Origin of the sequence: Kribbella sancticallisti (assembly GCF_039530625.1) — a bacterium.
GTDB classification, from domain to species: Bacteria; Actinomycetota; Actinomycetes; order Propionibacteriales; family Kribbellaceae; genus Kribbella; species Kribbella sancticallisti.
The window spans coordinates 131,306-150,968 of the sequence record NZ_BAAAOS010000038.1 but is presented as its reverse complement, the minus strand read 5'-3'; the positions used below and the strand labels follow the sequence as shown (position 1 = coordinate 150,968).

At 68.6% G+C, this 19,663-nt stretch carries 22 protein-coding genes; 10 read left to right on the top strand and 12 right to left on the bottom strand.

Going from position 1 to position 19,663, the window contains the following annotated elements; genetic code table 11:
* Positions 1–441: 441 nt before the first annotated feature.
* The 5 genes from ABD255_RS26720 to ABD255_RS26700 form a co-directional block, all read right to left on the bottom strand.
* On the bottom strand, positions 442–1,257 hold the full coding sequence (locus ABD255_RS26720) for a VOC family protein (RefSeq protein WP_344218660.1): 816 nt from the start codon (positions 1,255–1,257) through the stop codon (positions 442–444).
* Positions 1,254–1,589 carry an ArsR/SmtB family transcription factor gene (locus ABD255_RS26715; RefSeq protein WP_344218658.1) on the bottom strand — a complete coding sequence of 112 codons (336 nt, stop codon included), beginning with the start codon at positions 1,587–1,589 and terminating at the stop codon, positions 1,254–1,256. The genes ABD255_RS26720 and ABD255_RS26715 overlap by 4 nt, the downstream gene beginning before the upstream one ends.
* A 49-nt stretch (positions 1,590–1,638) precedes the next feature.
* The gene (locus tag ABD255_RS26710) at positions 1,639–3,225 is read right to left on the bottom strand and encodes a twin-arginine translocation signal domain-containing protein (RefSeq protein ID WP_344218656.1); all 1,587 of its coding nucleotides are present in this window, start codon (positions 3,223–3,225) and stop codon (positions 1,639–1,641) included.
* A 139-nt stretch (positions 3,226–3,364) separates the two neighbouring features.
* Positions 3,365–3,736, bottom strand: coding sequence for a hypothetical protein (locus ABD255_RS26705; protein ID WP_344218654.1), 372 nt, complete (start codon positions 3,734–3,736; stop codon positions 3,365–3,367).
* Between the two features lie 113 nt (positions 3,737–3,849).
* Positions 3,850–4,860: a saccharopine dehydrogenase NADP-binding domain-containing protein gene (locus ABD255_RS26700; protein WP_344218652.1), complete on the bottom strand. Its 1,011-nt coding sequence runs from the start codon at positions 4,858–4,860 to the stop codon at positions 3,850–3,852.
* A 97-nt stretch (positions 4,861–4,957) separates the two neighbouring features.
* Between ABD255_RS26700 and ABD255_RS26695 the strand changes: the two genes are divergently transcribed.
* On the top strand, positions 4,958–5,905 hold the full coding sequence (locus tag ABD255_RS26695) for a helix-turn-helix domain-containing protein (RefSeq protein ID WP_344218650.1): 948 nt from the start codon (positions 4,958–4,960) through the stop codon (positions 5,903–5,905).
* Between the two features lie 6 nt (positions 5,906–5,911).
* Here the strand turns inward: ABD255_RS26695 and ABD255_RS26690 are convergent, their stop codons facing one another.
* Positions 5,912–6,994 (bottom strand): aldo/keto reductase, encoded by a 1,083-nt coding sequence (locus ABD255_RS26690; RefSeq protein ID WP_344218648.1) that lies wholly within the window; start codon positions 6,992–6,994, stop codon positions 5,912–5,914.
* Between the two features lie 99 nt (positions 6,995–7,093).
* On the opposite strand from ABD255_RS26690, the gene ABD255_RS26685 reads away from it, so the two are divergent.
* The 3 genes from ABD255_RS26685 (at position 7,094) to ABD255_RS26675 (ending at position 9,191) form a co-directional block, all read left to right on the top strand.
* Complete coding sequence (locus ABD255_RS26685) at positions 7,094–8,005, top strand: AraC family transcriptional regulator (RefSeq protein WP_344218646.1); 912 nt, start codon at positions 7,094–7,096, stop codon at positions 8,003–8,005.
* A 77-nt stretch (positions 8,006–8,082) separates the two neighbouring features.
* Positions 8,083–8,766 (top strand): PadR family transcriptional regulator, encoded by a 684-nt coding sequence (locus ABD255_RS26680; protein ID WP_344218645.1) that lies wholly within the window; start codon positions 8,083–8,085, stop codon positions 8,764–8,766.
* Positions 8,763–9,191 carry a DUF1707 SHOCT-like domain-containing protein gene (locus ABD255_RS26675; RefSeq protein ID WP_344218644.1) on the top strand — a complete coding sequence of 143 codons (429 nt, stop codon included), beginning with the start codon at positions 8,763–8,765 and terminating at the stop codon, positions 9,189–9,191. The genes ABD255_RS26680 and ABD255_RS26675 overlap by 4 nt, the downstream gene beginning before the upstream one ends.
* A 6-nt stretch (positions 9,192–9,197) precedes the next feature.
* Here ABD255_RS26675 and ABD255_RS26670 read toward each other — a convergent pair whose 3' ends face one another.
* A complete protein-coding gene (locus ABD255_RS26670; protein ID WP_344218643.1) occupies positions 9,198–9,584 on the bottom strand; it encodes a VOC family protein in 387 nt (128 codons plus the stop codon).
* A 77-nt stretch (positions 9,585–9,661) separates the two neighbouring features.
* On the opposite strand from ABD255_RS26670, the gene ABD255_RS26665 reads away from it, so the two are divergent.
* Positions 9,662–10,384 carry an LmeA family phospholipid-binding protein gene (locus tag ABD255_RS26665; RefSeq protein ID WP_344218642.1) on the top strand — a complete coding sequence of 241 codons (723 nt, stop codon included), beginning with the start codon at positions 9,662–9,664 and terminating at the stop codon, positions 10,382–10,384.
* 110 nt (positions 10,385–10,494) lie between these two features.
* The gene (locus ABD255_RS26660) at positions 10,495–11,115 is read left to right on the top strand and encodes a dihydrofolate reductase family protein (protein ID WP_344218641.1); all 621 of its coding nucleotides are present in this window, start codon (positions 10,495–10,497) and stop codon (positions 11,113–11,115) included.
* A 3-nt stretch (positions 11,116–11,118) separates the two neighbouring features.
* Here ABD255_RS26660 and ABD255_RS26655 read toward each other — a convergent pair whose 3' ends face one another.
* Positions 11,119–12,138 (bottom strand): NAD(P)H-dependent flavin oxidoreductase, encoded by a 1,020-nt coding sequence (locus ABD255_RS26655; RefSeq protein ID WP_344218640.1) that lies wholly within the window; start codon positions 12,136–12,138, stop codon positions 11,119–11,121.
* 54 nt (positions 12,139–12,192) lie between these two features.
* Complete coding sequence (locus tag ABD255_RS26650; protein ID WP_344218639.1) at positions 12,193–12,903, bottom strand: type 1 glutamine amidotransferase domain-containing protein; 711 nt, start codon at positions 12,901–12,903, stop codon at positions 12,193–12,195.
* A gap of 69 nt (positions 12,904–12,972) precedes the next feature.
* Between ABD255_RS26650 and ABD255_RS26645 the strand changes: the two genes are divergently transcribed.
* The gene (locus tag ABD255_RS26645; protein WP_344218638.1) at positions 12,973–13,563 is read left to right on the top strand and encodes a TetR/AcrR family transcriptional regulator; all 591 of its coding nucleotides are present in this window, start codon (positions 12,973–12,975) and stop codon (positions 13,561–13,563) included.
* 65 nt (positions 13,564–13,628) lie between these two features.
* Complete coding sequence (locus ABD255_RS26640; RefSeq protein ID WP_344218637.1) at positions 13,629–14,258, top strand: hemerythrin domain-containing protein; 630 nt, start codon at positions 13,629–13,631, stop codon at positions 14,256–14,258.
* Between the two features lie 4 nt (positions 14,259–14,262).
* Here the strand turns inward: ABD255_RS26640 and ABD255_RS26635 are convergent, their stop codons facing one another.
* Together ABD255_RS26635 and ABD255_RS26630 are read right to left on the bottom strand one after the other, a co-directional pair.
* On the bottom strand, positions 14,263–15,216 hold the full coding sequence (locus ABD255_RS26635; RefSeq protein ID WP_344218636.1) for an alpha/beta fold hydrolase: 954 nt from the start codon (positions 15,214–15,216) through the stop codon (positions 14,263–14,265).
* Positions 15,213–15,938: an SDR family NAD(P)-dependent oxidoreductase gene (locus tag ABD255_RS26630; protein WP_344218635.1), complete on the bottom strand. Its 726-nt coding sequence runs from the start codon at positions 15,936–15,938 to the stop codon at positions 15,213–15,215. The genes ABD255_RS26635 and ABD255_RS26630 overlap by 4 nt, the downstream gene beginning before the upstream one ends.
* A 46-nt stretch (positions 15,939–15,984) precedes the next feature.
* Here ABD255_RS26630 and ABD255_RS26625 point away from each other — a divergent pair, with 46 nt between their 5' ends.
* Together ABD255_RS26625 and ABD255_RS26620 are read left to right on the top strand one after the other, a co-directional pair.
* On the top strand, positions 15,985–18,723 hold the full coding sequence (locus ABD255_RS26625) for an ATP-binding protein (RefSeq protein ID WP_344218633.1): 2,739 nt from the start codon (positions 15,985–15,987) through the stop codon (positions 18,721–18,723).
* Positions 18,724–18,819: 96 nt separating this feature from the next.
* Entirely contained in the window at positions 18,820–19,110 is a 291-nt protein-coding gene (locus ABD255_RS26620; protein ID WP_344218631.1) for a hypothetical protein, read from the top strand.
* 1 nt (position 19,111) lies between these two features.
* Here the strand turns inward: ABD255_RS26620 and ABD255_RS26615 are convergent, their stop codons facing one another.
* Positions 19,112–19,624 carry a GAF domain-containing protein gene (locus ABD255_RS26615; protein ID WP_344218629.1) on the bottom strand — a complete coding sequence of 171 codons (513 nt, stop codon included), beginning with the start codon at positions 19,622–19,624 and terminating at the stop codon, positions 19,112–19,114.
* Between the last annotated feature and the right edge of the window lie 39 nt (positions 19,625–19,663).

Here is a 19,663-nt window from a genome sequence, read left to right as displayed (position 1 = left end):
GTCTCCATTTATAGCAACTTATCAGTTGCCATCAATCTATGACGACTGACCGACCGCGTCAACTCCCCTGGCCGTGGGGCAGTTCTCTTGACGCAACCCCAGGGTTGCCATACGTTGATAGCAACCGAGGAGTTGCCATAAGTCTCAGCGAAGGAGCGACGATCATGTTCATCCCCAGCTCAGCAGTAGTCGACGCAGTCACGAGCACGGCGCGATCCGCGCTGCCCGACGCTCCGATCGTGCCCAACGAGCAGTCCAACCGACTGGCTCACAGGAGCCATGCGCTCCGAGGCAGCATCGCCCGTCTTCTGTCAGCCGCGGCCGTTCGCATCGATCCGTGCCCCGCCGCCAAAGCCGTCGATTGCTGAGTTGTGGCCGCCCAGAGGAGGCGGAGAAAGCGCCGTACCCCGACGCTGCACGCGATTCCGAGGCGGGAAGCGACTACTTCATCGTCGGGCCGGCTTGGGCGAAGGTCCAGAGGTGGCCTTCCAAGTCAGTGGCTTCGTAGCCGCGGTATCCGTGCTGGCTGATCTCGGAGACGATGCTCGCCCCCTTCGCCGTACTGCGGGCGAAGTGCGCGTCGAGGTCGTCGACGTAGACCCAGATGCTGTGGTCGACAACGCGCGGAGTGGCGGGACGCTCCTTCAGTTCGAAGAGCATGATCGCCGAGGAACCGACGCGGAGTTCGAGCCAGGAGGGATGCTCGCTGTCCGCGGGGACCTGCAGGGAATGTTCCAGGCCGAACACCGTCTCCAACCAGCGGGCCGCAGCACTCGGGTCCTCGTAGTACAAGGCGACGTTCAGCCGATCGAGGTCGCCACGGGCCGAATCTCGCCGCGCGGCCCAGGTGGCGAGCCACGGGATCACGTTCGGCCAGAAGTAGAACGCCTTCTCGCCGCCCTGCACCAGCGACTGCTCGACGCTGACCCGCGTTCCGCCGTCGAAGGACTCGAAGCGGATCTCCGTCTCGGTGTCGTCCACCGAACTGCGGTAGGCCAGCCGGGATCCGGGCTCCCAGGCGGTGATCCGGCCGAGTTCGAGCACATCCTCGTCGACCGAGCCGCTGCCGGGCCGGTAGATCTCCAGGATCCTGCCGCCCTCCCCCGGCTCGATCTGCATACCCATCGCCCGGGAGGCGTCGAAGAAGTTGATCGGCCCGCGAACCCACCACAGGTCGATCTCGTCGGTGAAGATCCGGAACGCCGTCGCCGGATCGGCGGCGACCTCGACAGACGCGGACGCGGACTGCTTGGTCACGATGTCTCCTTCTGCTCGACGTGCTTCTTGAAGGCCCCCAACTGCTCCTGCCAGTGCGCCTGGACCTGGTCGAGCCAGGCCTGTACTGCGACGACGGGCTCCTGGCGCAACCGGAACACCCGCAGCCTGGCGTCGTCCGGCACCCGCTCGTCGGTGATCAGCCGGGCGGACAGCAAGATCCGCAGGTGCCGGCTCATCGCGGGAGCGGACGCCCCGGTCGCGGCCGCAAGCTGTCCGGCTCGCTGCGGCCCCTCCCCCAGCAGCCGCACCACCTGCCGCCGGGTCGGATCCGCCAGCACCTCGAAGAAGCGATCCACCTCGTCGTCCGCCATGAGCTAATAGTTACTCCTAGCGTTAACTATTATCAAGCCCCTGAAGCAGTCAGCGGGCGTACTTCGCGCCCCAGTTGAGGTACGCGGTGTTGGCGAGGAGCCAGCCGAAGCCGATCGCCTGTTGGCCGTCCACCTCGGGCGTGGGTTGGTAGCGGTTGTAGAGAGCAAGGCTGTGCTGGAACACCTGAGGGTCATAGAGCGCGGCCTGCATCCAGCGCGGTGCCTGATGGGCGATCGAGGCGGTGCCGACTCCGGCGCCGGCGACGGTGGTGTGGAGGGACGGTTGACCGGTCGCGTCGGTGAACGCAACGTTCTGGGTGTAGGTCTTGGCGATCCGGCTCATGTCCTGTCCGGTGAAGCCAAGCCGCGCACGATGAGCCCGTACTGCGAACTCGACGTCGATCGCGCCGTGACTGATGTCCTCGAACTGCTTGGCACCACCGACCGACGGAGTGAAGATCGAGACGTCGGTCTCGGGTGATCCCGTCTTCGCGAACCCCTCATGAACAAGGCCGCCCGTCGGCCAGTAGTGCCAGCGGTAGGCACCACCATCGTCGACAGACAGTTGCCCGGCGAACATCGTCGCCAGTTCCGCAACCTTGCGTCGGTAGCCGCGCTCGCCGGTGATGAGAGCGAGTTCGACCAGAGTTTGGCCGAGCCCGAGCGACTGGTTGATCGGCTGCTCGCATCCGTCGTACGCGAGCGGCTGACCCTTGGGCCAGATCAGGTGACCGTCCTCGCGATACTCCCAGTCGTGTACTGCGACCGCGGCGCGGCAGGCGGCGAGGTACTCCGTCGCCTTCGCTCGATAGCGGCGCAGGAGCACCGGAGAACTCCGAACCAGCCTGACGAAGCCGGCGATCGGGTAGGTGATCATCCCGGTGTGCACGGCGAAAATCACCGGCTTGGTCAGCATCGGGAAGTCCCCGGTCGCCGGAACACCGCCCGCGGCGGGCGCAGTACGGACGTCGCGTGCGGTCAGTTGCAGTGGTCCCGGGGCGGCCGCGTAGATCCGGCTCACCGCGTAGTCGGGGCTCGCGGGGTCCATGGTGAGATCGGTGTGGGTGACGGTGCGGTTCACGAACACGTTCACCAGGCGGAGCGTGAACGCGTCCGGGCGGGAGCCGGCAAGAACGCTGACGGTGGTGTCTTCGGCGTACGGCAGTGCCTGGCGGAGCTCGAGGCTTGGGTGACCGTTGCCGTCGGCAAGTGTTGTGAAGCCGGTCGTGTACGGATGGTCGGCGCGCCAGGCGGGGAGCGACAATCCTCGATAGTCGGTGACACCGCGTTCGCTGTCGCGGACCGCGAGGACCTGGTCGATGTTCTCGATCAGCCGGTCGAGGTAGTGCGTGTCTCGGTAGGTCTCGTACATCCGGACCAGGCCGAGCAGTACGTACGACTGGCTCCAGGCCAGCATCCCGGATCTGCCATCGGCATTGGTGTTGTCATTCGGCTGGTCCGGCTGACCGGGTCCGCCCTGCTGGAACAGGCGATCCCAGTCGTCGAAGGTCTTGCGGGCGGTGTAGTCGATACCTGCGGCGTGGGCGGGGGTGGCGGCGAGGCCGGTACCGACGACTGCGCCGGCGGCGGTCAGGCCGCTCACCCTCAGGAAGTCGCGACGGGTGGAGCTGTACATGCGGGCGCCTCCAACTGCTCGTGGGCGGGAACGTGCGGCAGGGGGACTCCACCCTCTCGCACGTTCCACGCCCAGGCAGCTCAAGACGACCCGGAACGAGTCGGCCCCCGGCCGTCACCGCGTCACGTCGCCGGAGCGTTTACTTCTGGCCGGGGTCGGTGATCTCTCCGAGCCGGTCTGTTGCGTTGCCGGCGACGTCTTGGCCGAGGTCGTTGATGCCCTCGGTCGCCTGACCCACCTGGTCTCCAACGCCATCGAGCGGAAGCTCGACCCCCGTGGCCTCGGTGACCTGACCGCCCGCGGCATCGGCATAGCCCTGCGCGGTGTCACCAAGACCCTGCGCGGATTCGGCGTAGCCCTGGGCTGTGTCGCCGAGGCCTTGCGCGGTTTCGGTCGCCTGGTCGGTCACGTCACCGATGGGCAGGTCGATCCCGGTCGCCTCACTGACCTTGTCACCGGCGCCCTGCAACAGCTCGGACGCCTTGTCTTTCAGCCTGTCGAACACGCTCATCTGGAAACCCTTCAATCGCACAGCGGTCAGGTGGTTGCAAGCCGGCGTCGGTTGCTCACGCACTGTCGCCAAGCCTAACGGTGCACCCAAGCGCCCAGGGACCCAGAGCGAGATCAGGCCGGAAGCTCAACGGACACGTGCGGAGCCAGCGCCCGGAGGAAGTCGGCCGCGTCGAACATCGCGCCGGCAGACGCGACGCCCGTAGTACGAGTGCGGCCGGTCAGGATCCGCTGAACGGCCTCCACAGCAAGCGGCGCGGTGACCGCGTAGATGTCCTGACCGCGGGCGATCGCACGGCGCTCGGCATCACCCGCGCGAACCACCACGTCGACGACGAACGTCTGATCCGAACGGCCGGACCCATCGACCGGCGCGGGCGCCGGAGTGTCCTCATCGGCCAAGTCGCGAGCGGCCTCGACAGCCATGTAGGTGCGCACTTCGGGCACCGCCAAGTGACTCGGCACCGTCACCACATCGGCCATAGTGAACTCGGCGATCACTGCTCTCCGACCCAGCGGCTCCGGGAAGTCCCACTCCTCCTCGGAGGCCTTGTCGTCGTGGTACTGCAGCGCGCCATCCCTGAACCGAACTCGACGCCCCGCGCGACGTTCATGCGACACCTCACCCGCAACCCGCGTACCGGGCGTGGGATGCCAACTGCTCAGCCCGTACGCGACGTGCACCTCGTCCGCAGCGGTCAACTCCCCCATGGCCGCGGTCACCAACAGATCGCCCAGCCCACCATAGAAAGCCATCGCCGGTACTACGGGCGTCGCCGCCTCGCGGCCGAACATCGCGACGTTCGCCTCGATCTCGGCCGCGACGTCGACGTACGGGATCCCCGCGCGGACGGCTGCCTCGACCACCGGCCCGGCTGTCACCGCGAACGGTCCGGCGGCGTTGATGACCGCAGCCACACCCTCGAGCGCCCGATCGAGGGCGCTCGGGTCATCGACTGTGGCGGGCCGCGCCTCGACGCCCCATTCCTTGGCCAGGATCTCCAACTGCGCCGCGTCCCGGCCGGAGACCACAGTGGTGAAGCCGCGCTCGAGCAGTTCGGCGACGACGAACCGCCCGGTGTGCCCCGTCGCGCCGTAGACCACCACTGCACCTGTTGAACTCATGACTCTCCTGACTCGAGGTTCCGACGAGGTCAACTCTGGCCGCGGTCGATGCCGGAGCGTGATAGTCCGGAACGACGCTATGCGTACACTTTCGGACATGCACACTGTCGCGCTGGCGACCGCCGGTCAGCTGCTGCACTTCGAGCTGGCGGTGGCCTACGAGATCTTCCGCAATCCCCCGGTCGACGTCACCAGCAGCTGGTACGACGTACTGCTCTGCGGGCCTGGTTCGTTGCAGGTTGGTCCGTTCGTGGTCGAGCCGGACCACGGACTGGATCGTTTGGCCAGCGCCGACACCGTGCTCGTCCCTGCCTGCGCCGACATCGACGACCCACCGCCACCGGAACTCATCGAGGCCGTCCGCGCGGCCCACGAGGCCGGCGCGCGGGTCGCCTCCCTCTGCACCGGCGCGTTCGTCCTAGGCGCCGCGGGCCTGCTGGACGGTCGGCGAGCCACCACGCACTGGGCTCACACGGACGAGTTGAGTGCGCGCCATCCGCAGGCCGTGGTCGACCCGGACGTCCTCTATACAGACAACGGCAGCGTGCTCACCGCCGCCGGCAAGGCCGCCGCCGTGGATCTCTGCCTGCATCTGGTCCACCTGGACCACGGCGCCACCGTCGCCAACTCCGTGGCGCGCCGCCTGGTGGTGCCACCTCATCGCGCCGGCGGCCAGGCGCAGTTCGTCTCCACGCCGATGAAGGTCAGCGGCGACCACATGCTCGCCGGGCTGCTCGCCTGGACCCAGGAGCGCCTGGACCAGCCGCTGACGGTGACCGACCTGGCGAAGCGGGCCAACCTCAGCCCTCGCCAGCTCAACCGGCAATTCCGGTCGGTGACCGGGCAGGCTCCACTCCAATGGCTTCTGGTCCAGCGAGTCCGCCGCGCCCAACAGTTGCTTGAGGCAACCGATGACAGCATCGAAGGGGTCGCCGTCGCCACCGGGATGGGCACCGCCACCACCCTCCGCCGCCAGTTCAAGCGCGTCGTCGGCGTTCCACCCGACACCTACCGCCGCTCGTTCCGCAGTACGCGAACGGCTTGAGCTGGCTCAGTACCGCGTTGAACCGCCTTGCAAAGCCGGAAGGACGGTGGTCGAGCGGCCATCGACCGAGGCGCCGGCGTATTGGAGCATGGGCGCCAAGGCCCGGTTGTTCTCGGCTGGGAAGTTCAGGGTCGGCGTCGACACCTCATCCAAGGTCTTGAGGTGGTCGGCGGTCAGCGTGACGTCGAGGGCAGTCAGGTTCGCCTCGAACTGGTCCATCCGGCGCGCGCCGATCAGGGTGGAACTGATCCCCGGACGGCCTTGCACCCAGGCCAGAGCCACCGCGGCCGAGCTCACGCCGAGTTCGCGGGCGACCTCGTTCACGGCGTCGATCACGACGTAGTCGCTCTCGCTGGGACCTCCGACGAACCCCGCGCGTGCGGTGTCGACCTCGCCGGTGTTGGAACTGGAGTACTTGCCGGACAGGAAGCCGCTCCTCAGCGGGCTCCACGGCAGGACGCCCATCCCCAGCGCTTGAGCCATCGGGATCAACTCGCCCTCCGCGGTGCGTTCGAGCAGCGAGTACTCCAGTTGCAGCGCGATGATCGGAGCCCAGCCGCGGAACCGGGCGATCGTGGCGGCCTCGGCGGTGGCCCACGCGGGGACGTCGGAGAAGCCGACGTACCGGATCTTGCCCGCGCCGACCAGGTCGTCGAGGGTTCGCAGTACCTCTTCGGCCGGCGTCACCGGGTCGAAGTTGTGCAGCCAGTAGATGTCGACGTACTCCGTCCGCAGCCGCCGCAGCGAGTTCTCCAACTGTTGCACGATCGCCTTACGGCCGGGTCCGCCGCCGTTGGGGTCGTTCGGGTAGAGGTTGCCGAAGAACTTCGTGCCGAGGACGACCCGGTCGCGCAGCGAGGACCGGCCGGCGAAGTACTCGCCGATGATCGCCTCGGAGTGGCCGTTGGTGTAGATGTTCGCGGTGTCGATCGAGTTGCCGCCGCGGTCGAGGTACGTCGCGAGGATCTTCTGCGACTCCTCCGGGCTGGTTCCCCAGCCGTGGTCCTCGCCGAACGTCATCGTGCCGAGGGTGAAAGGGCTGATCCGCAGGCCGGACCGGCCGAGGGTGAGATAGGAATCGAGTGACATGTTTCGATTCCAGCAGCACCGGCCCGAAAGTCCTAGACCATTAGGCGTACCGCGTTGCACGATCCGCGCAACCTTGCTCAGATCGTGTTCACTGGGCTCATGGACCGAATGGCGGAGTTGCGCAGCCTCATCAGCCGGCTGGCAGCGGGCAGTTCCGGGCCGAAGTGGCTCGACGGAGTGATGGCGTTCGCCACCCATCAGGTGACCGAGCCGCTCGGCAACATCACCGAGCCGGCCTTCGCTTTCGTTGCCCAGGGCACCAAACGGTCCATGCTGGGCAACCACGTCTTCGACTATCACGCGGGCCAGTACCTGGTGGTGAGCGTCGACCTCCCCCTCACCGGCAACATCATCCAGGCCAGTACCGCGGAGCCGTTCCTCGCACTCGGCCTCCCGCTCCAGGCAGACGTCATCGCGCAACTCCTCCTCGAAGCCCGCCCGTACTCCGGCCCCCGCCCGTACTCCGGCGCCGGCGCGAACGCAGGCGTCGGCCTGGCCGTGAGCGACGCGGACGACGACCTGCTCGACTGCTTGATCCGACTGCTGCGCCTCCAGGAGCGCCCGGACGATCTGCGGATCCTCGGGCCGGCGGTGAAACGGGAGATCCACTGGCGGCTGATGACCGGCCCGCAGGGACACCTCGTCCGCCAGATCGGGCTGGCCGACAGCCGGCTGTCCCTGGTCGCCCACGCGATCCGCTGGATCCGGGCGCGCTACGACCAGGTCATCCGGATCGACGATCTCGCCGACGACCTCGGCCTCAGCGTCTCGTCGCTGAACCGGAACTTCCGGGCGGTGACGGCGATGAGCCCGGTGCAGTACCAGAAGCAGTTGCGGCTGCAGGAGGCGCGGATCAAACTGCTCGCCGCGCCGGACGACATCGCGTCCGTCGGGTATGGCGTCGGCTACGACAGCCCCTCGCAGTTCAGCCGGGAGTACCGGCGGATGTTCGGGGCGCCGCCGGGCGAGGACGCGGCCCGGCTGCGGAACCTGGTCACAATTCAAGAGTGATCGCCCTTGGGTGGCAATCGTTCGCGATATATCGTCGACTTATCGCCAATGGCTCTTCGTGAGGGACGGTGGTCGACATGACCGGATCGACGTACGCGGCCGGGTGGCCCTGGCAGCGGATCGTGCGGCAGCAGTGCGCGTTCGTGGACGAGTTGAAGGACGAGTGGGTCGCCGCCATGACCGGGCGGCGGGGGCATCGGGGTCAGCATCCGTTCGGGGCGCAGTGGGGGACGTTCGGCGTCGGGCCGATGTTCGCTCCACCCTGGGGACCGGCCGGTCCACGCGGATGGCGAGGGCCGAAGGCGCGGCGCGGGGACGTGCGGGCCGCGATCCTCGCCGTACTGGCCGAGCAGCCGATGAACGGCTACCAGATCATCCAGGAGATCGCCGAGCGCAGCGGCGGCGTGTGGAAGCCGAGTCCCGGGTCGATCTATCCGACGTTGCAGCAACTCGAGGACGAAGGGTTGGTGACGGCCGATGCCGCGACCGGGCGCCGCACCTTCACGCTGACCGACGAGGGTCGCGCGTACGTCGCCGAGCACGCGGACGAGGTGTCGGCTCCGTGGGAGGCGATGAACGCGACGGCCGAGGACGACGAGAGCGGGATGAAGCCGCTGCTCGGACAGGTCGGCACGGCGTTGTGGCAGATCATCGCCGTCGGTACTCCGGAGCAGCAGACCAAGGCCCGCAAGGCGTTGGTGGATTTGCGCCGCACGCTGTACGGGATCCTCGCCGACGACGACGAGCAGGACCGGTCATGAGCCAGCACCTTCCGGATCGCACCGGGCCGCTCCGGATCGGCGACGCCGAGCGGGACCAGGCGGTCGCAGTACTGAGTGAGCACTTCGTCGCGGGGCGGCTGACGCAGGACGAGTTCGAGGAGCGCAGCGATCAGGCGACGCGGGCGCGGTACACCGACGATCTGACGGCGTTGTTCGTGGATCTCCCGGACAAGGCGGTGGCCCAGGCCACACCCGCCGCTTGGTCGCCGGCAGCACGTTCCGGACCACCGCGGCGGCGTACCGGTCCGCCGCCGATCATGTTCCTGGCGCCGGTGCTGATGATCGGGTTGGTGATCGCCGCCGTCTCGTTCGCCGCTCCGTGGATCCTGTGGATGTTCTTCTGGATCGCCTTGTTCAGCGGGCCGCACCACCACCATCGCCGCCACCATCCTGGTCGACGCTGACCGCCTTCACCGGCGGGTTCGTCGCCTCGGGATCTCCTGGGCGAGTTCGACGACGAACCCGTCCGGGTCGGCGAGGTGCACGGTCCGGTGACCCCAGGGGCGATCGGCGGGGCCGCTGAGGACTGTCGCGCCTGAAGCCGCGATCCGGGCGGCCTCGGCGTCGACGTCCGCCACGACGAGCACGATCTCGGCGGCCGGCCCCGGCGTCACCGGCTGTCCGGTCAGCCACTCGGCGCGGCGCCGCTCGTAAAGGGCGAACCGGGTGCCGTCGGTGCCGAACTCCGCGTAGCCGGCATCGGTGAACTTGTACGGCAGGCCGATCACGTCGCGGTAGAACGCGATGGACACGTCGAGGTCGGAGACGTACAGGATGACGTAGCCGATGCTGTCCACGAGGCAACGCTACGCGGGCCGGGTACCGTAAGGGGCTCTGTTCCGGCTGGGTCGGCAGCCATGTCAGGAAGGCATTGATGAGCTCCACGAAACCGCGGCGCCGCTTGAGGTCGCTGGTCATCTTTCTTGTCGTCGTGGCGCTCCTGGGTTTCGCCGCGGACCGCGCGGCCGAGGCCGTCGCGGAGAATCGGCTGGCGGCGCTCGCGGTCGACGAGGCGGCGAAGTACGACGTACGCGCGGCGGACACGTCGGCGGAGGTGGACGGCTTCGCGTTCCTGCCTCAGGTGGCCAGGGGTGAGTTCTCCCGGATCACGCTGACGATGCAGCAGCCGACGGTCGAGTCGATCGCGGCGGAGGACCTGAACCTGGTCATGAACGGGATCCACGTACCCCGCGAGGTCCTGACCGGCGGCGGCGCGGGCGCGAAGATCACGGTCGACACGGCCGACGTCCACCTGAAGGTCTCACCGGCCGCGCTCACCAAGCTCGTCTCGCGAACCAGCAACTTCGGCGATCTGTCGCTGCGCATCGCCGGCTCCAAGTTGCAGGCGACGATGACCGTCAACGGCTACCAGGCGAGCGCCAGCGTCAAGCCACAGGCCGCCAACGGCCGGATCAGCCTGCTCGCCGACGACCTCCCCGAGGTCCCGTCCGCTCTCCGCAGGACTGTCCAAGAGTTGCTCGCCCGCGGCATTCGAGTCCCCAACCTGCCGTTCAACGCTTCCCTCCAACAAATCGCGATCCAAGGCCAATCCATCACCCTCAGCGCCACCGCCACCAACCTCCAACTAGCCGGCTGACCAAGCCGCTTCGTCATCGCCGGATCCGAAGAAAGTTGCCCGGGATGTCAAAGGGGGTGGGGGTGCTTCGACCAGGGGGTGGAAGCACTCTGGGAGCAGGAGGAGAGGTCATGGCCAAGGTTCGGGTTCACAACTTTTCGGTGACGCTGGATGGGTTTGGGGCGGGGACGGGGCAACGGGTGGAGGCGCCGTTTGGGGATGGGGTGGAGGGGCTGCATGACTGGATGTTCTCGGCGATGGAGGACGGGGCGACCGGGGTCGACGCCGAGCGGGTGAAGCAGTGGGACGTGAACGTGGGGGCGACGATCATGGGGCGGAACATGTTCGGGCCGGTGCGGGGTGAGTGGGAGGACGAGTCGTGGAAGGGGTGGTGGGGCGACAACCCGCCGTACCACCACGATGTCTTCGTGCTCACGCATCACGCGCGTCCGTCGCTGCCGATGGAAGGCGGGACCACGTTCCACTTCACCAACGAGCCGGTGGAGAAGGTGCTGGAGCGCGCGGTCGAGGCGGCCGGCGGAAAGGACGTAGTCGTAGCGGGTGGGGCGGCGACGATCCAGCAGTATCTGCGCGCCGGGCTGATCGACGAACTGAACCTGGTGGTCGTCCCGATCCTCGCCGGCGCCGGTGAGCGCCTCTTCGACAACCTGGAAGGCGCCTCGGAGAACTACCGCGTCGCCGAACAGGTCAGCTCCCCCAGCGTCACCCACGTCCGCCTGGTCCGCCGCTGATCCTCAGAGATCACTGGCAAGAGCAGTCAGTACTGCGTGAGCCGGCGTCCGCTGAGCCTGTTGGTACGCGGTGCCGGACCAGAGGTGCAGACGGGTGGAATCCCCCGCGGCTGCTGCCGCGGCGCGGAGCGGGCGAGTCAGGTGATGGATGGCTGGATAGCCAAGCGGCGCCGTGGTGGCGTGGCGGGTGATGAAGTCGTTGGTGAGGGCGCGGGCGGGTCGGCCAGTGAAGGCGTGGGTGATGACGGTCCGGGCCGGGCCGGCGGAGGCCAGAGCTTGTTTGTGGGTTTCCGAGGCGCCGCTCTCGGGAGTGCGGAGCAGCACGGTGCCGACCATGACAGCGGCGGCTCCCGCTTCGAGCAGGGGTGGGATTTGGTGCGAATGGCCGATGCCGCCGGCCGCGATGACGGGGACGTCCAAGGCGGCCACCTGACGCACGAGGTCGCCCAGAGGGACAGCAGGAACCGGGACCTCTGGAGTGTGCGTGCCGCTGTGACCACCCGCCTCGGTGCTCTGGGCGATCAGGCCGTCTGCTCCCAGGTCGCGAGCGGCTTGGGCCTCGGCCGGGGTAGTGACAGTGATGAAGACCTGTGAGCCCGCTCGTTGAAGAGCTGTGACGGCAGCACGCTCGGGCAGGCCGAAGGTGAAGCTCACCACCGGTGGCGGGTTCTGCAGCAGGAGATCGATCTTGGCCTGCCAATGATCGTCGTCCTCGACCAACGGCGCGGCAGCCAGGTCGAGGCCGTAGGGCTCGCCCTCCGCGGCCAGCTCGGCGGCGTACCGGCGGAAGTCGGGCTCGATGATCGGGACAGCAGTGGGGACGAACAGATTGATGCCGAAGGCAACATCCAACTGCCGCAACTGCTCCGCCTCCGCGGCCAGCGCCTCAGGAGTCTTGTAGCCACCAGCCAGGAACCCGAAGGCCCCTGCAGCTGCCGCCCCGGCCACCAGCGCCGGCGTGGTCGCGCCTCCAGCCATCGGCGCGGCCACGATCGGCAGATCTGACGCTGTCCACTTGCTCATGCTGTCCTCCGGTGACGCTGGCTGGCGGTCGTTCCCCTCGATGATTGCCTAGGGTTATCGGCGAACCGCCAGTTGACCGAGTACGGCGTGGGCCGCGGCCTCGGCGGAGGCCGGGTTCTGACCGGTGATGAGGTTGCCGTCGGTGACGATGTGCGAGCCCCAGACCGGGCCGGCGTCGAACCGGGCGCCCTGCTGGACCAGGCGCGATTCGAGCAGCCAGGGAGCACGGTCAGCGAAACCGGCCTGGCGCTCCTCCTCGTCGAGGAAGGCGGTGAGCTTGCGTCCGGCGAACAGCCACTTCCCGTCGCGCGTCGCGCTGACGAAGCTGGCGGGTCCGTGGCAGACCGAGGCGACGACCTTGCTCGGATCGTCCACCATCGCCGCCAGGATCCGGGCGATGTCGGGGTCGGTGGCGAGGTCTTCCATCGGGCCGTGGCCGCCGGGGATGAAGACGATGTCGAAGTCGGCCGGGTCGACGGCCGACAGCGGTACTGCGCCCGCCAGCACCTCCTGCGACTTGTCCAGATAGCCACGCAGGTCCGCGACGAGAGCCTCGTCGTTGTTGTTCATCGCCGGGGCGAGGCTGAGCTCGTCACCCACCGGCAGGACGCCGCCCGGTGTCGCGATGGTGATGGTGTGCCCGGCCTCGGTGAAGACGCGGTGCGGGGCGGCGAACTCCTCGACCCAGAAGCCGGTCGGGTGCTCGGTGCCGTCGTTCAGGCGCCAGATCCGGGCTCCGCTGAGGACGATGAGGGTGTTGGTCATGACACTGCTCCAGTTACTAGACGAACGGTCGACTATTCACACTAGACGACCGGTCGTATACTTTCAAGCATGGGACGAACCAGTGACGCGCGACCGAAGATCCTGCAGGCCGGCCGTGACCTGATGGCCCGACGCGGCTACACCGCGCTGGGCGTGGCCGAGATCTGTGCGACGGCCGGAGTGCCGAAGGGCAGCTTCTACTACTTCTTCGACTCCAAGCAGGCGCTGGCGGAGGCCGTGATCGAGGAGCACTGGGCGAACCAGGGGGCCCAGTGGGCCGAGCTGCTGGGTGGCGACAAGCCGCCGCTCGAGCGTCTTCGCGACCTGTTCGACGCGACGACCGAAGTACAGCGGACTGCTCAGAAGGACACCGGCGCGGTCACCGGCTGCCTGTTCGGCAACCTGACCCTGGAGCTGAGCACTCAGGACTCGGCGATCCGGGAGCGGCTTCAGGAGATCTTCGAGGCACAGATCGAGATGGTCGCCGCTGTCGTGGAGCTCGCGAGGCAGAACGGCGACATCAAGGTCACCGACTCCCGCGAGGCCGCCCGTTCGCTGGTCGCGCAACTCGAAGGCATGGTTCTCTTCGCCAAGCTCCTCAACGACCCGGCCCAGCTGGACCAGATGTGGTCGCACAGCCTCGCCCTGCTCGGCGCCTGAGCGCCTCAGCATGACGGTGCTCAGGGTCTCGATGGAGAGCACCGGGCGTGCTTACACTCCCCGTTATGGGCGAGATGAGCATGAACAAGGCGATTCATGGCGCGTTCCGGCGGGATCTGGGGCGGTTCGTCGCGGCGCTGGAGACGTTCCCGGCGGGTGATCGGAAGCGCGCGGCCGGCCTGGGAGCCGCCTGGGAAAACTTCGACGACCAGTTGGTGCACCACCACGAGGGCGAGCACGAGATCGCGTGGCCGGCGCTCGAAGCCGTCGGCGTGAGTCGCGAGTTGCTGGTGCAGATGGACGCCGAACACGAGACGATGGCCGCCGCTTTGGCCGGTGCCCGGAAGGCGATGGAACGGCTGACCAGCACTGCCGCCGCCGAGGACGCGGCCGCGGCACTGGTGGCAATGGCGGAACTGCGGCGGGTGACCGTGCAGCACCTCGAGCACGAGGAAGCCGAGATCGAGCCGATCTACCAGGAGAAGCAGGGCTCGCCGGAGATCAAGGCCATGGGCCGGAAGTTCGCACAGGTCAGCCCTGCCCGGGGCGGCCGGTTCTTCGCCTGGGCGACCGATGGGGCCGACCGCGAGGAGCTCGCGGCGATCACCGGGACGGTCCCTCCTCCCGTGCTCAAGGTCATCACCGGAGTGTTCGGGCGCGGCTACCGCAAGAACATCGCTCCGGTCTGGCGCTAGTGTCCTAGCTCGGCCCGACAGCACGCTTCGACAGAGCCTCGACAGCGGTGGCGACCGCCGCGGGGTCGGAGATCAGCGTGAGGTGGTTCGCACCCTCGATGAAGGTGGGAGCCGGGGCGCCGACCCGGGCGGCAGTTTCGGTTGCGGAGCCGCCTTGAGTGTCGAGAGAGCCGAAAACGACGGCCTTCGGCACCGGTACGTCGTGAAGCCGCGCCAGCCGATCAGGCTGTACTGCGGGAACGTCGCCGCTCGACAGCATCTCCCAGATCGCCCGTTCGGCGCCCGGCTGACGAAAGGGCCGGGTCCATTCGTCGACGTTCTCGAGCGGCGGGCACCCGGGTGAGCACGAGTCGTCGTAGAGCTTGCGGATCAGGCTGTCGGTGTTGAGGAACAGACGGATCAGCGTCGTGCGGTAGGGCGGCACGATCAGGTGCCGCAGAACCGAGTCGCCGCCCGGGAACGGGAGTCCGTCGCCGTCCAGGAACATCAGGCCGGCGATCCGCGAAGGAGCCTCCAGGGTCGCTTCGGCGGCGATCCCGGCGCCCAGGGAGTGCCCGACCAGGATCGGGCGAGGCTGGCCCACGCCACCCAGGTGCATGGCGTCGAGGAAGCCGAGGAGCTGAGCGGCCAGGTGCTCGACGGAGTACGGGCCTTTGCGTTCGCTGTAGCCGTAGCCGGTGATGTCGTACGCGTAGACCCGATGTGTTGCCGCTAGCAACGGAATCACCCGCGACCAGGTGCCGACCGATTCCGCGGAACCGTGGACGAGAACGACCGGCGGGCCCGTCGTACCCCAGACCTGGTAGCGAGTGTTGATGTCTGCGGCCTGCACGAACTGCAGGCCAGGTGGCGGCGTGGCCCGGTCGTCGGTGAAGACGTTGTAGCCGAGCGATGCGCCGGTCACGACCAACCAAAAGACGAGCACGACCAGCAGGACGCGGCGCAGGAAGCGTTTCATTGTTCGAACAGCATGGCAGTCGTGCCGGCGTCGACGAAGAGTTCCACGCCGGTGATGGCGCGAGCTTCCGCGGAGAGCAGGAAGGCGACCGCGTTGCCGATGTCGATGGCTTCGACGGCGGTCGGGAGCATCTGCTTGGTCGCGACGAAGTCGGCGAGCAGGTGTTCGTTGCCGCGGCTCTCGACCGCGCCGGGGTGGACGATGTTGCGGCGGCCGTAGTCCCGCGCGATCCCCCGGGTCAGGGCGGCCAGCGCCGCCTTCGTCGCGGCGTACAGGGTGAAGGTCTCGGCGGCGCCGGCCGCGTGCACCGAGCCGATGTTGACGATCGCGCCGCCGCCGTTCTCGAGCGGGATCGGCAGCACCTCCCGGATACAGGTCCACGGCCCGCGGTAGTTGATCGCGTGCAACTCGTCGAACTCCTCCGGCGTCGCCTCCGCACCGGGCTTGCGCAACCCGACACCGGCACTGTTGACCAGCGCATCCAGTCGCCCGAACTCGGCCAGGGTCGCAGCCACCACTGCCCGCACTGACTCGGCGTCGGTGACGTCCAGAGCCATCGGTACTGCGCTGGCCCCGCCTGCCCGCAGTTCATCGACCACCCCCTCGGCCGCCACCAGATCCCGGTCCGCGACCACCACGGTCCATCCCTTGGCGGCCAAGGCCCTGCAGATCCCGCTGCCGATCCGTACGCCGCCCCCGCCCGTGACGATGCAGACATTCATCCCCGTACACCTTCCGCCGCTGTCGCTGGTCGACACATTCCATCAGGTGGGCAATGCTGACCGGATGGGGATCACGGGCCGGGGGCGGGAGCTCAGGGCGTTGCGGGAGTGGCTGGACGAGGCACGGGGTGGCGCCGGCCGGTTGGTCCTCTGCTCCGGCGAGGCGGGCATCGGCAAGACCCGGCTCGCCCAGGAACTCGCCGGTACTGCGCTCGCGGCCGGCTCAGCCGTTGCCTGGGGCCGCTGCGTCGAAGGCGAGGGTGCTCCCGCGTATTGGCCCTGGCACCAAGTACTGCGCTCGCTCGGGGCTGATGCCGCGGACGTGTTGTCCGGGGACGCCTGTTCGCCCGAGGGCCGGTTCCAGCTGTTCGAGGCGATGGCCGGCGCGATCCGGGAGGCGGCGCGCAAGAGCGGGCTGCTGGTGATCCTCGACGACATCCATCGGGGTGACGAGCCGTCGTTGCTGGTCCTGCGGCACCTGGCCGACCAGCTCGGCGAGCTGCCGGTGCTGGTGGTCGCGACCTTCCGGGATCCGGGGAGTCCGCGGTTGGTGGGCGAGTTGTCCCGGGTGGCCGAGCGGCTCGAGCTGCGCGGCCTCGACCTCGCCGGGCTGCGGGAACAGTTGCCCGAGGCCACTGACGAGGAGATCGACCGGGTTCACCAGGTGACCGGCGGAAATCCCCTGTTCGTCAAGGAGGTCGCCCGCGCGATGGCGGACGGGACGTGGCGTCCTGATCGCCCGCCGGCGACCGTGCTCGACATCGTGGCCGGCCGGCTCGGCCGGGTCTCGGCGGACTGCCGGCGGCTGGTCCAGGCGGCCGCGATCGCCGGGCGGGACTTCCAGCTCGAGGTCATCGCGGCGGTACTGGACCTCCCGGTGGCCGACTGCCTGCCGCTGGTCGACGAGGCCGTCGCGTTCGGATTCGTGGACCATGTCGGGGACGACCTTCGGTTCGTGCACGCGCTGACCAGGGACGCGGTCGAGGCTTCCCTGACGATCGCCGATCGGGCCGCCCTGCATCGGGCTGTCGCCGAGTCACTGGAACGGCAGTTCGCCGACGACCTGTCCGAGCATCTGGCCGACATCGCCCGGCATCGGGCCGAGCTGGCGCAGTACGGGGAAGGTGAGGCGGCTCGGCGGTGGTTGGTGCTGGCGGCGGACGACGCCGTACGGCGAATCGCCCACGAGGAGGGCGTCCGGCTCTATCAGGCGGCGTTGACCATCGGTCCGGTACCGCCGGAAGAACGTTGCCGAGTGCAAGTAGCGCTTGGCCGAGCGGCCTATCTCGCGGGTGATCTGCCGACGTGTGTGGCTGCGGCGGCCGGCGCGGCGGAAGCGGCGCAGATCCCTGAGCAGAAGGCCGAAGCGGCGTTGGTGCTGGAGGCCGTTCCCGATCCGGGGATCAACGCGACGGCGAAGCGGTTGTGCGAGGAAGCCTTGACGGGCGAGGTGTCTGATGCGTCGCGAGCCCGGTTGCTGGCGCTGCGGAGTCATCTCGCGTTCTACGACGGTGAGCAGGAGCGGCTGGATGCCTTGAGTTCTGAGGCGCTCAAGCTTGCCCGCAGCACGAAAGACGATCAGGCGTTGGCCGATGCGTTGCGGGCGCGGCAGGAAGCATGTCCTGGACCAGCCGGTCGCGCCGAGCGGCTGGGGCTCGCAGCGGAGATGCTGGCGCTGGCGCAGCGGACAGGCAGCGCGCGCTCGGCGATGTGGGGTGAGCTCTGGCGACTCGACGCCCTGATCGAGAGCGGCCGGCTCACCGCCGCAGCGGAGGAACTCCCCGCGCTGAGAGTCGCGATCGAGCGCGTCGGCGGACCCGTCAGCGCCTGGCACCACGATCGCCTCGCCGCCTGCATCGCGCAGGCCCGCGGCCGGTACGACGAAGCAGCCGCGGTCGGGCGGCGCGGATTCGACCGGATGCGGGTGGTCGAGCGGGCCCCCGCGACCGGCGCGTACTTCGCCCTGCAGACCTCGCTCGCAGGCCACATCGGCGTCACCGACGAAGCCGCCGCGTTCGCACGCCAGACGTTCGACCCGCCGCCCCGGTTCGCCACGATGGCCCGACTCTCTCGCGCCTACCTGCTGACCTGCGCAGGACTCCCGGACGAGGCGGCGGCGTCGTACCGGCAGGCGGGGCCGCTCGAGACCTGGTCGCTACCCGCGTTCTTCGTCCTGCCTGGCTACGTGTACGCCGCGCTCGCGTGCGCGGGAATCGGCCGGCACGACGATCTCGCCGCGCTCCTGGACCGGCTCGAACCGTTCCGCGGCGAGTATGTCGTCGGGAACGGGGTCGCCTTCATGGGCCCGGTGGAACTCGCGCTCGGCCGAGGCGCCGCGGTACTCGGTCGGCTGGATGCCGCGATCGCCGACCTGGTCGTCGCGATCAAGCAGGCCGATCGCGCGGGGGCTCCCGGGTTCGTGGCGGAGGCGCAGTACTACTTGGCGAAGGCCCTCGTCGATCGCAACAGCCCAGGCGATCGCGACCAGGCGAAGTCGGTCGCGCAGGAGGCCGATCTGCAGGCTAGGTCACTGGGCATGACCGCCTACGCCGAGCGGACCGCCTCCTTGCTGGCCGGCTTCACCCAGACCACCCGTACTGCGCTGAGCTCGCGCGAGGCGGAGGTGGCCGCGTTGGTGGCGGAGGGGCTGACGAACCGGCAGATCGCCGAGCGCCTGGTCATCTCCGAGCGGACCGCGCAGAACCACGTGCAGCACATCCTCACCAAGCTGGGCTTCGCCACCCGCAGCCAGATCGCCGCCTGGAGCACCCGCGCGGCGAGATGAGTACCCCGATGAGTGATTCGGCGGATTCGGGGTCGGCAGCGGATTCCTAGCGTTGTTCGTGCGGCCGGACGGGTCGCACGAACAGAGGAGAAGACCATGCAGTGGATCGCAGTCGCCACCCCGCCGTTCGCGTCGATCGAGCAGTTCGACCGAGTGACGAGCCAGTTGGGCGAGGAGCCGGAAGGCCTGGAGGCCCGGTACGCCGGAATGTCCGCGGAAGGGCTCCGCGTCGTCACCTTGTGGGAGTCCAAGGCCCACGCCGACCGCTTCTTCGCCGACCACCTCGGCCCGGCGCTGACCAGGGTGCTCGGCCCGGAACCGGCCGGCATGCCGACCGTGCTCGGGATCGACGTCGCCCGCACCTACACCCGTCAGCCGGTCGGCTGAGCTAGGCCGTGTCCCGGTCCAGGGCGTAGCGGAAGTTCGGGGCCCAGGGGGCGTCGTTGAAGCCGACTCGGGTGACGGCTTCGGCGGTGAGTTGGGCCAGATGTTCCAGGGTGGCGACCCGGTCGGCCGGAGGGGTGCCGGTCCGGGACCAGTAGGCGCCGATGGCCGCGACCGGGGGTGAGCCGACCGGGACCATGACCAGGCTGCGGACGAAGGTGGTCCGGTACGCCTCGATCGGGATCCGGGGGTCCGTCTCGATGTCGGGGACGATCGCGGTCTCGTCGTGCAGCATCGCCCAGCCGCTGATGCAGGCGGTGAGCGGGAAGCGCTGGCCCTTCCAGAGCGGCGCGATGGCGTCCTCGTCGGCGTAGAAGCAGTTCTCGTTCTCGCGCAGCACGAAGGTGGCGCCCTGGGCGCCGGTGACGTCGCGGGCGGCACTCCGGACGATCCGGGCGATGGCCGCCAGGTCGCCGGCCCCCGCCAGCGCCGGCTGGAAGTCCTGAACTGCTTTCATGCTCAACATCATGACCGATGACCGGCCAGTAGACGAGGC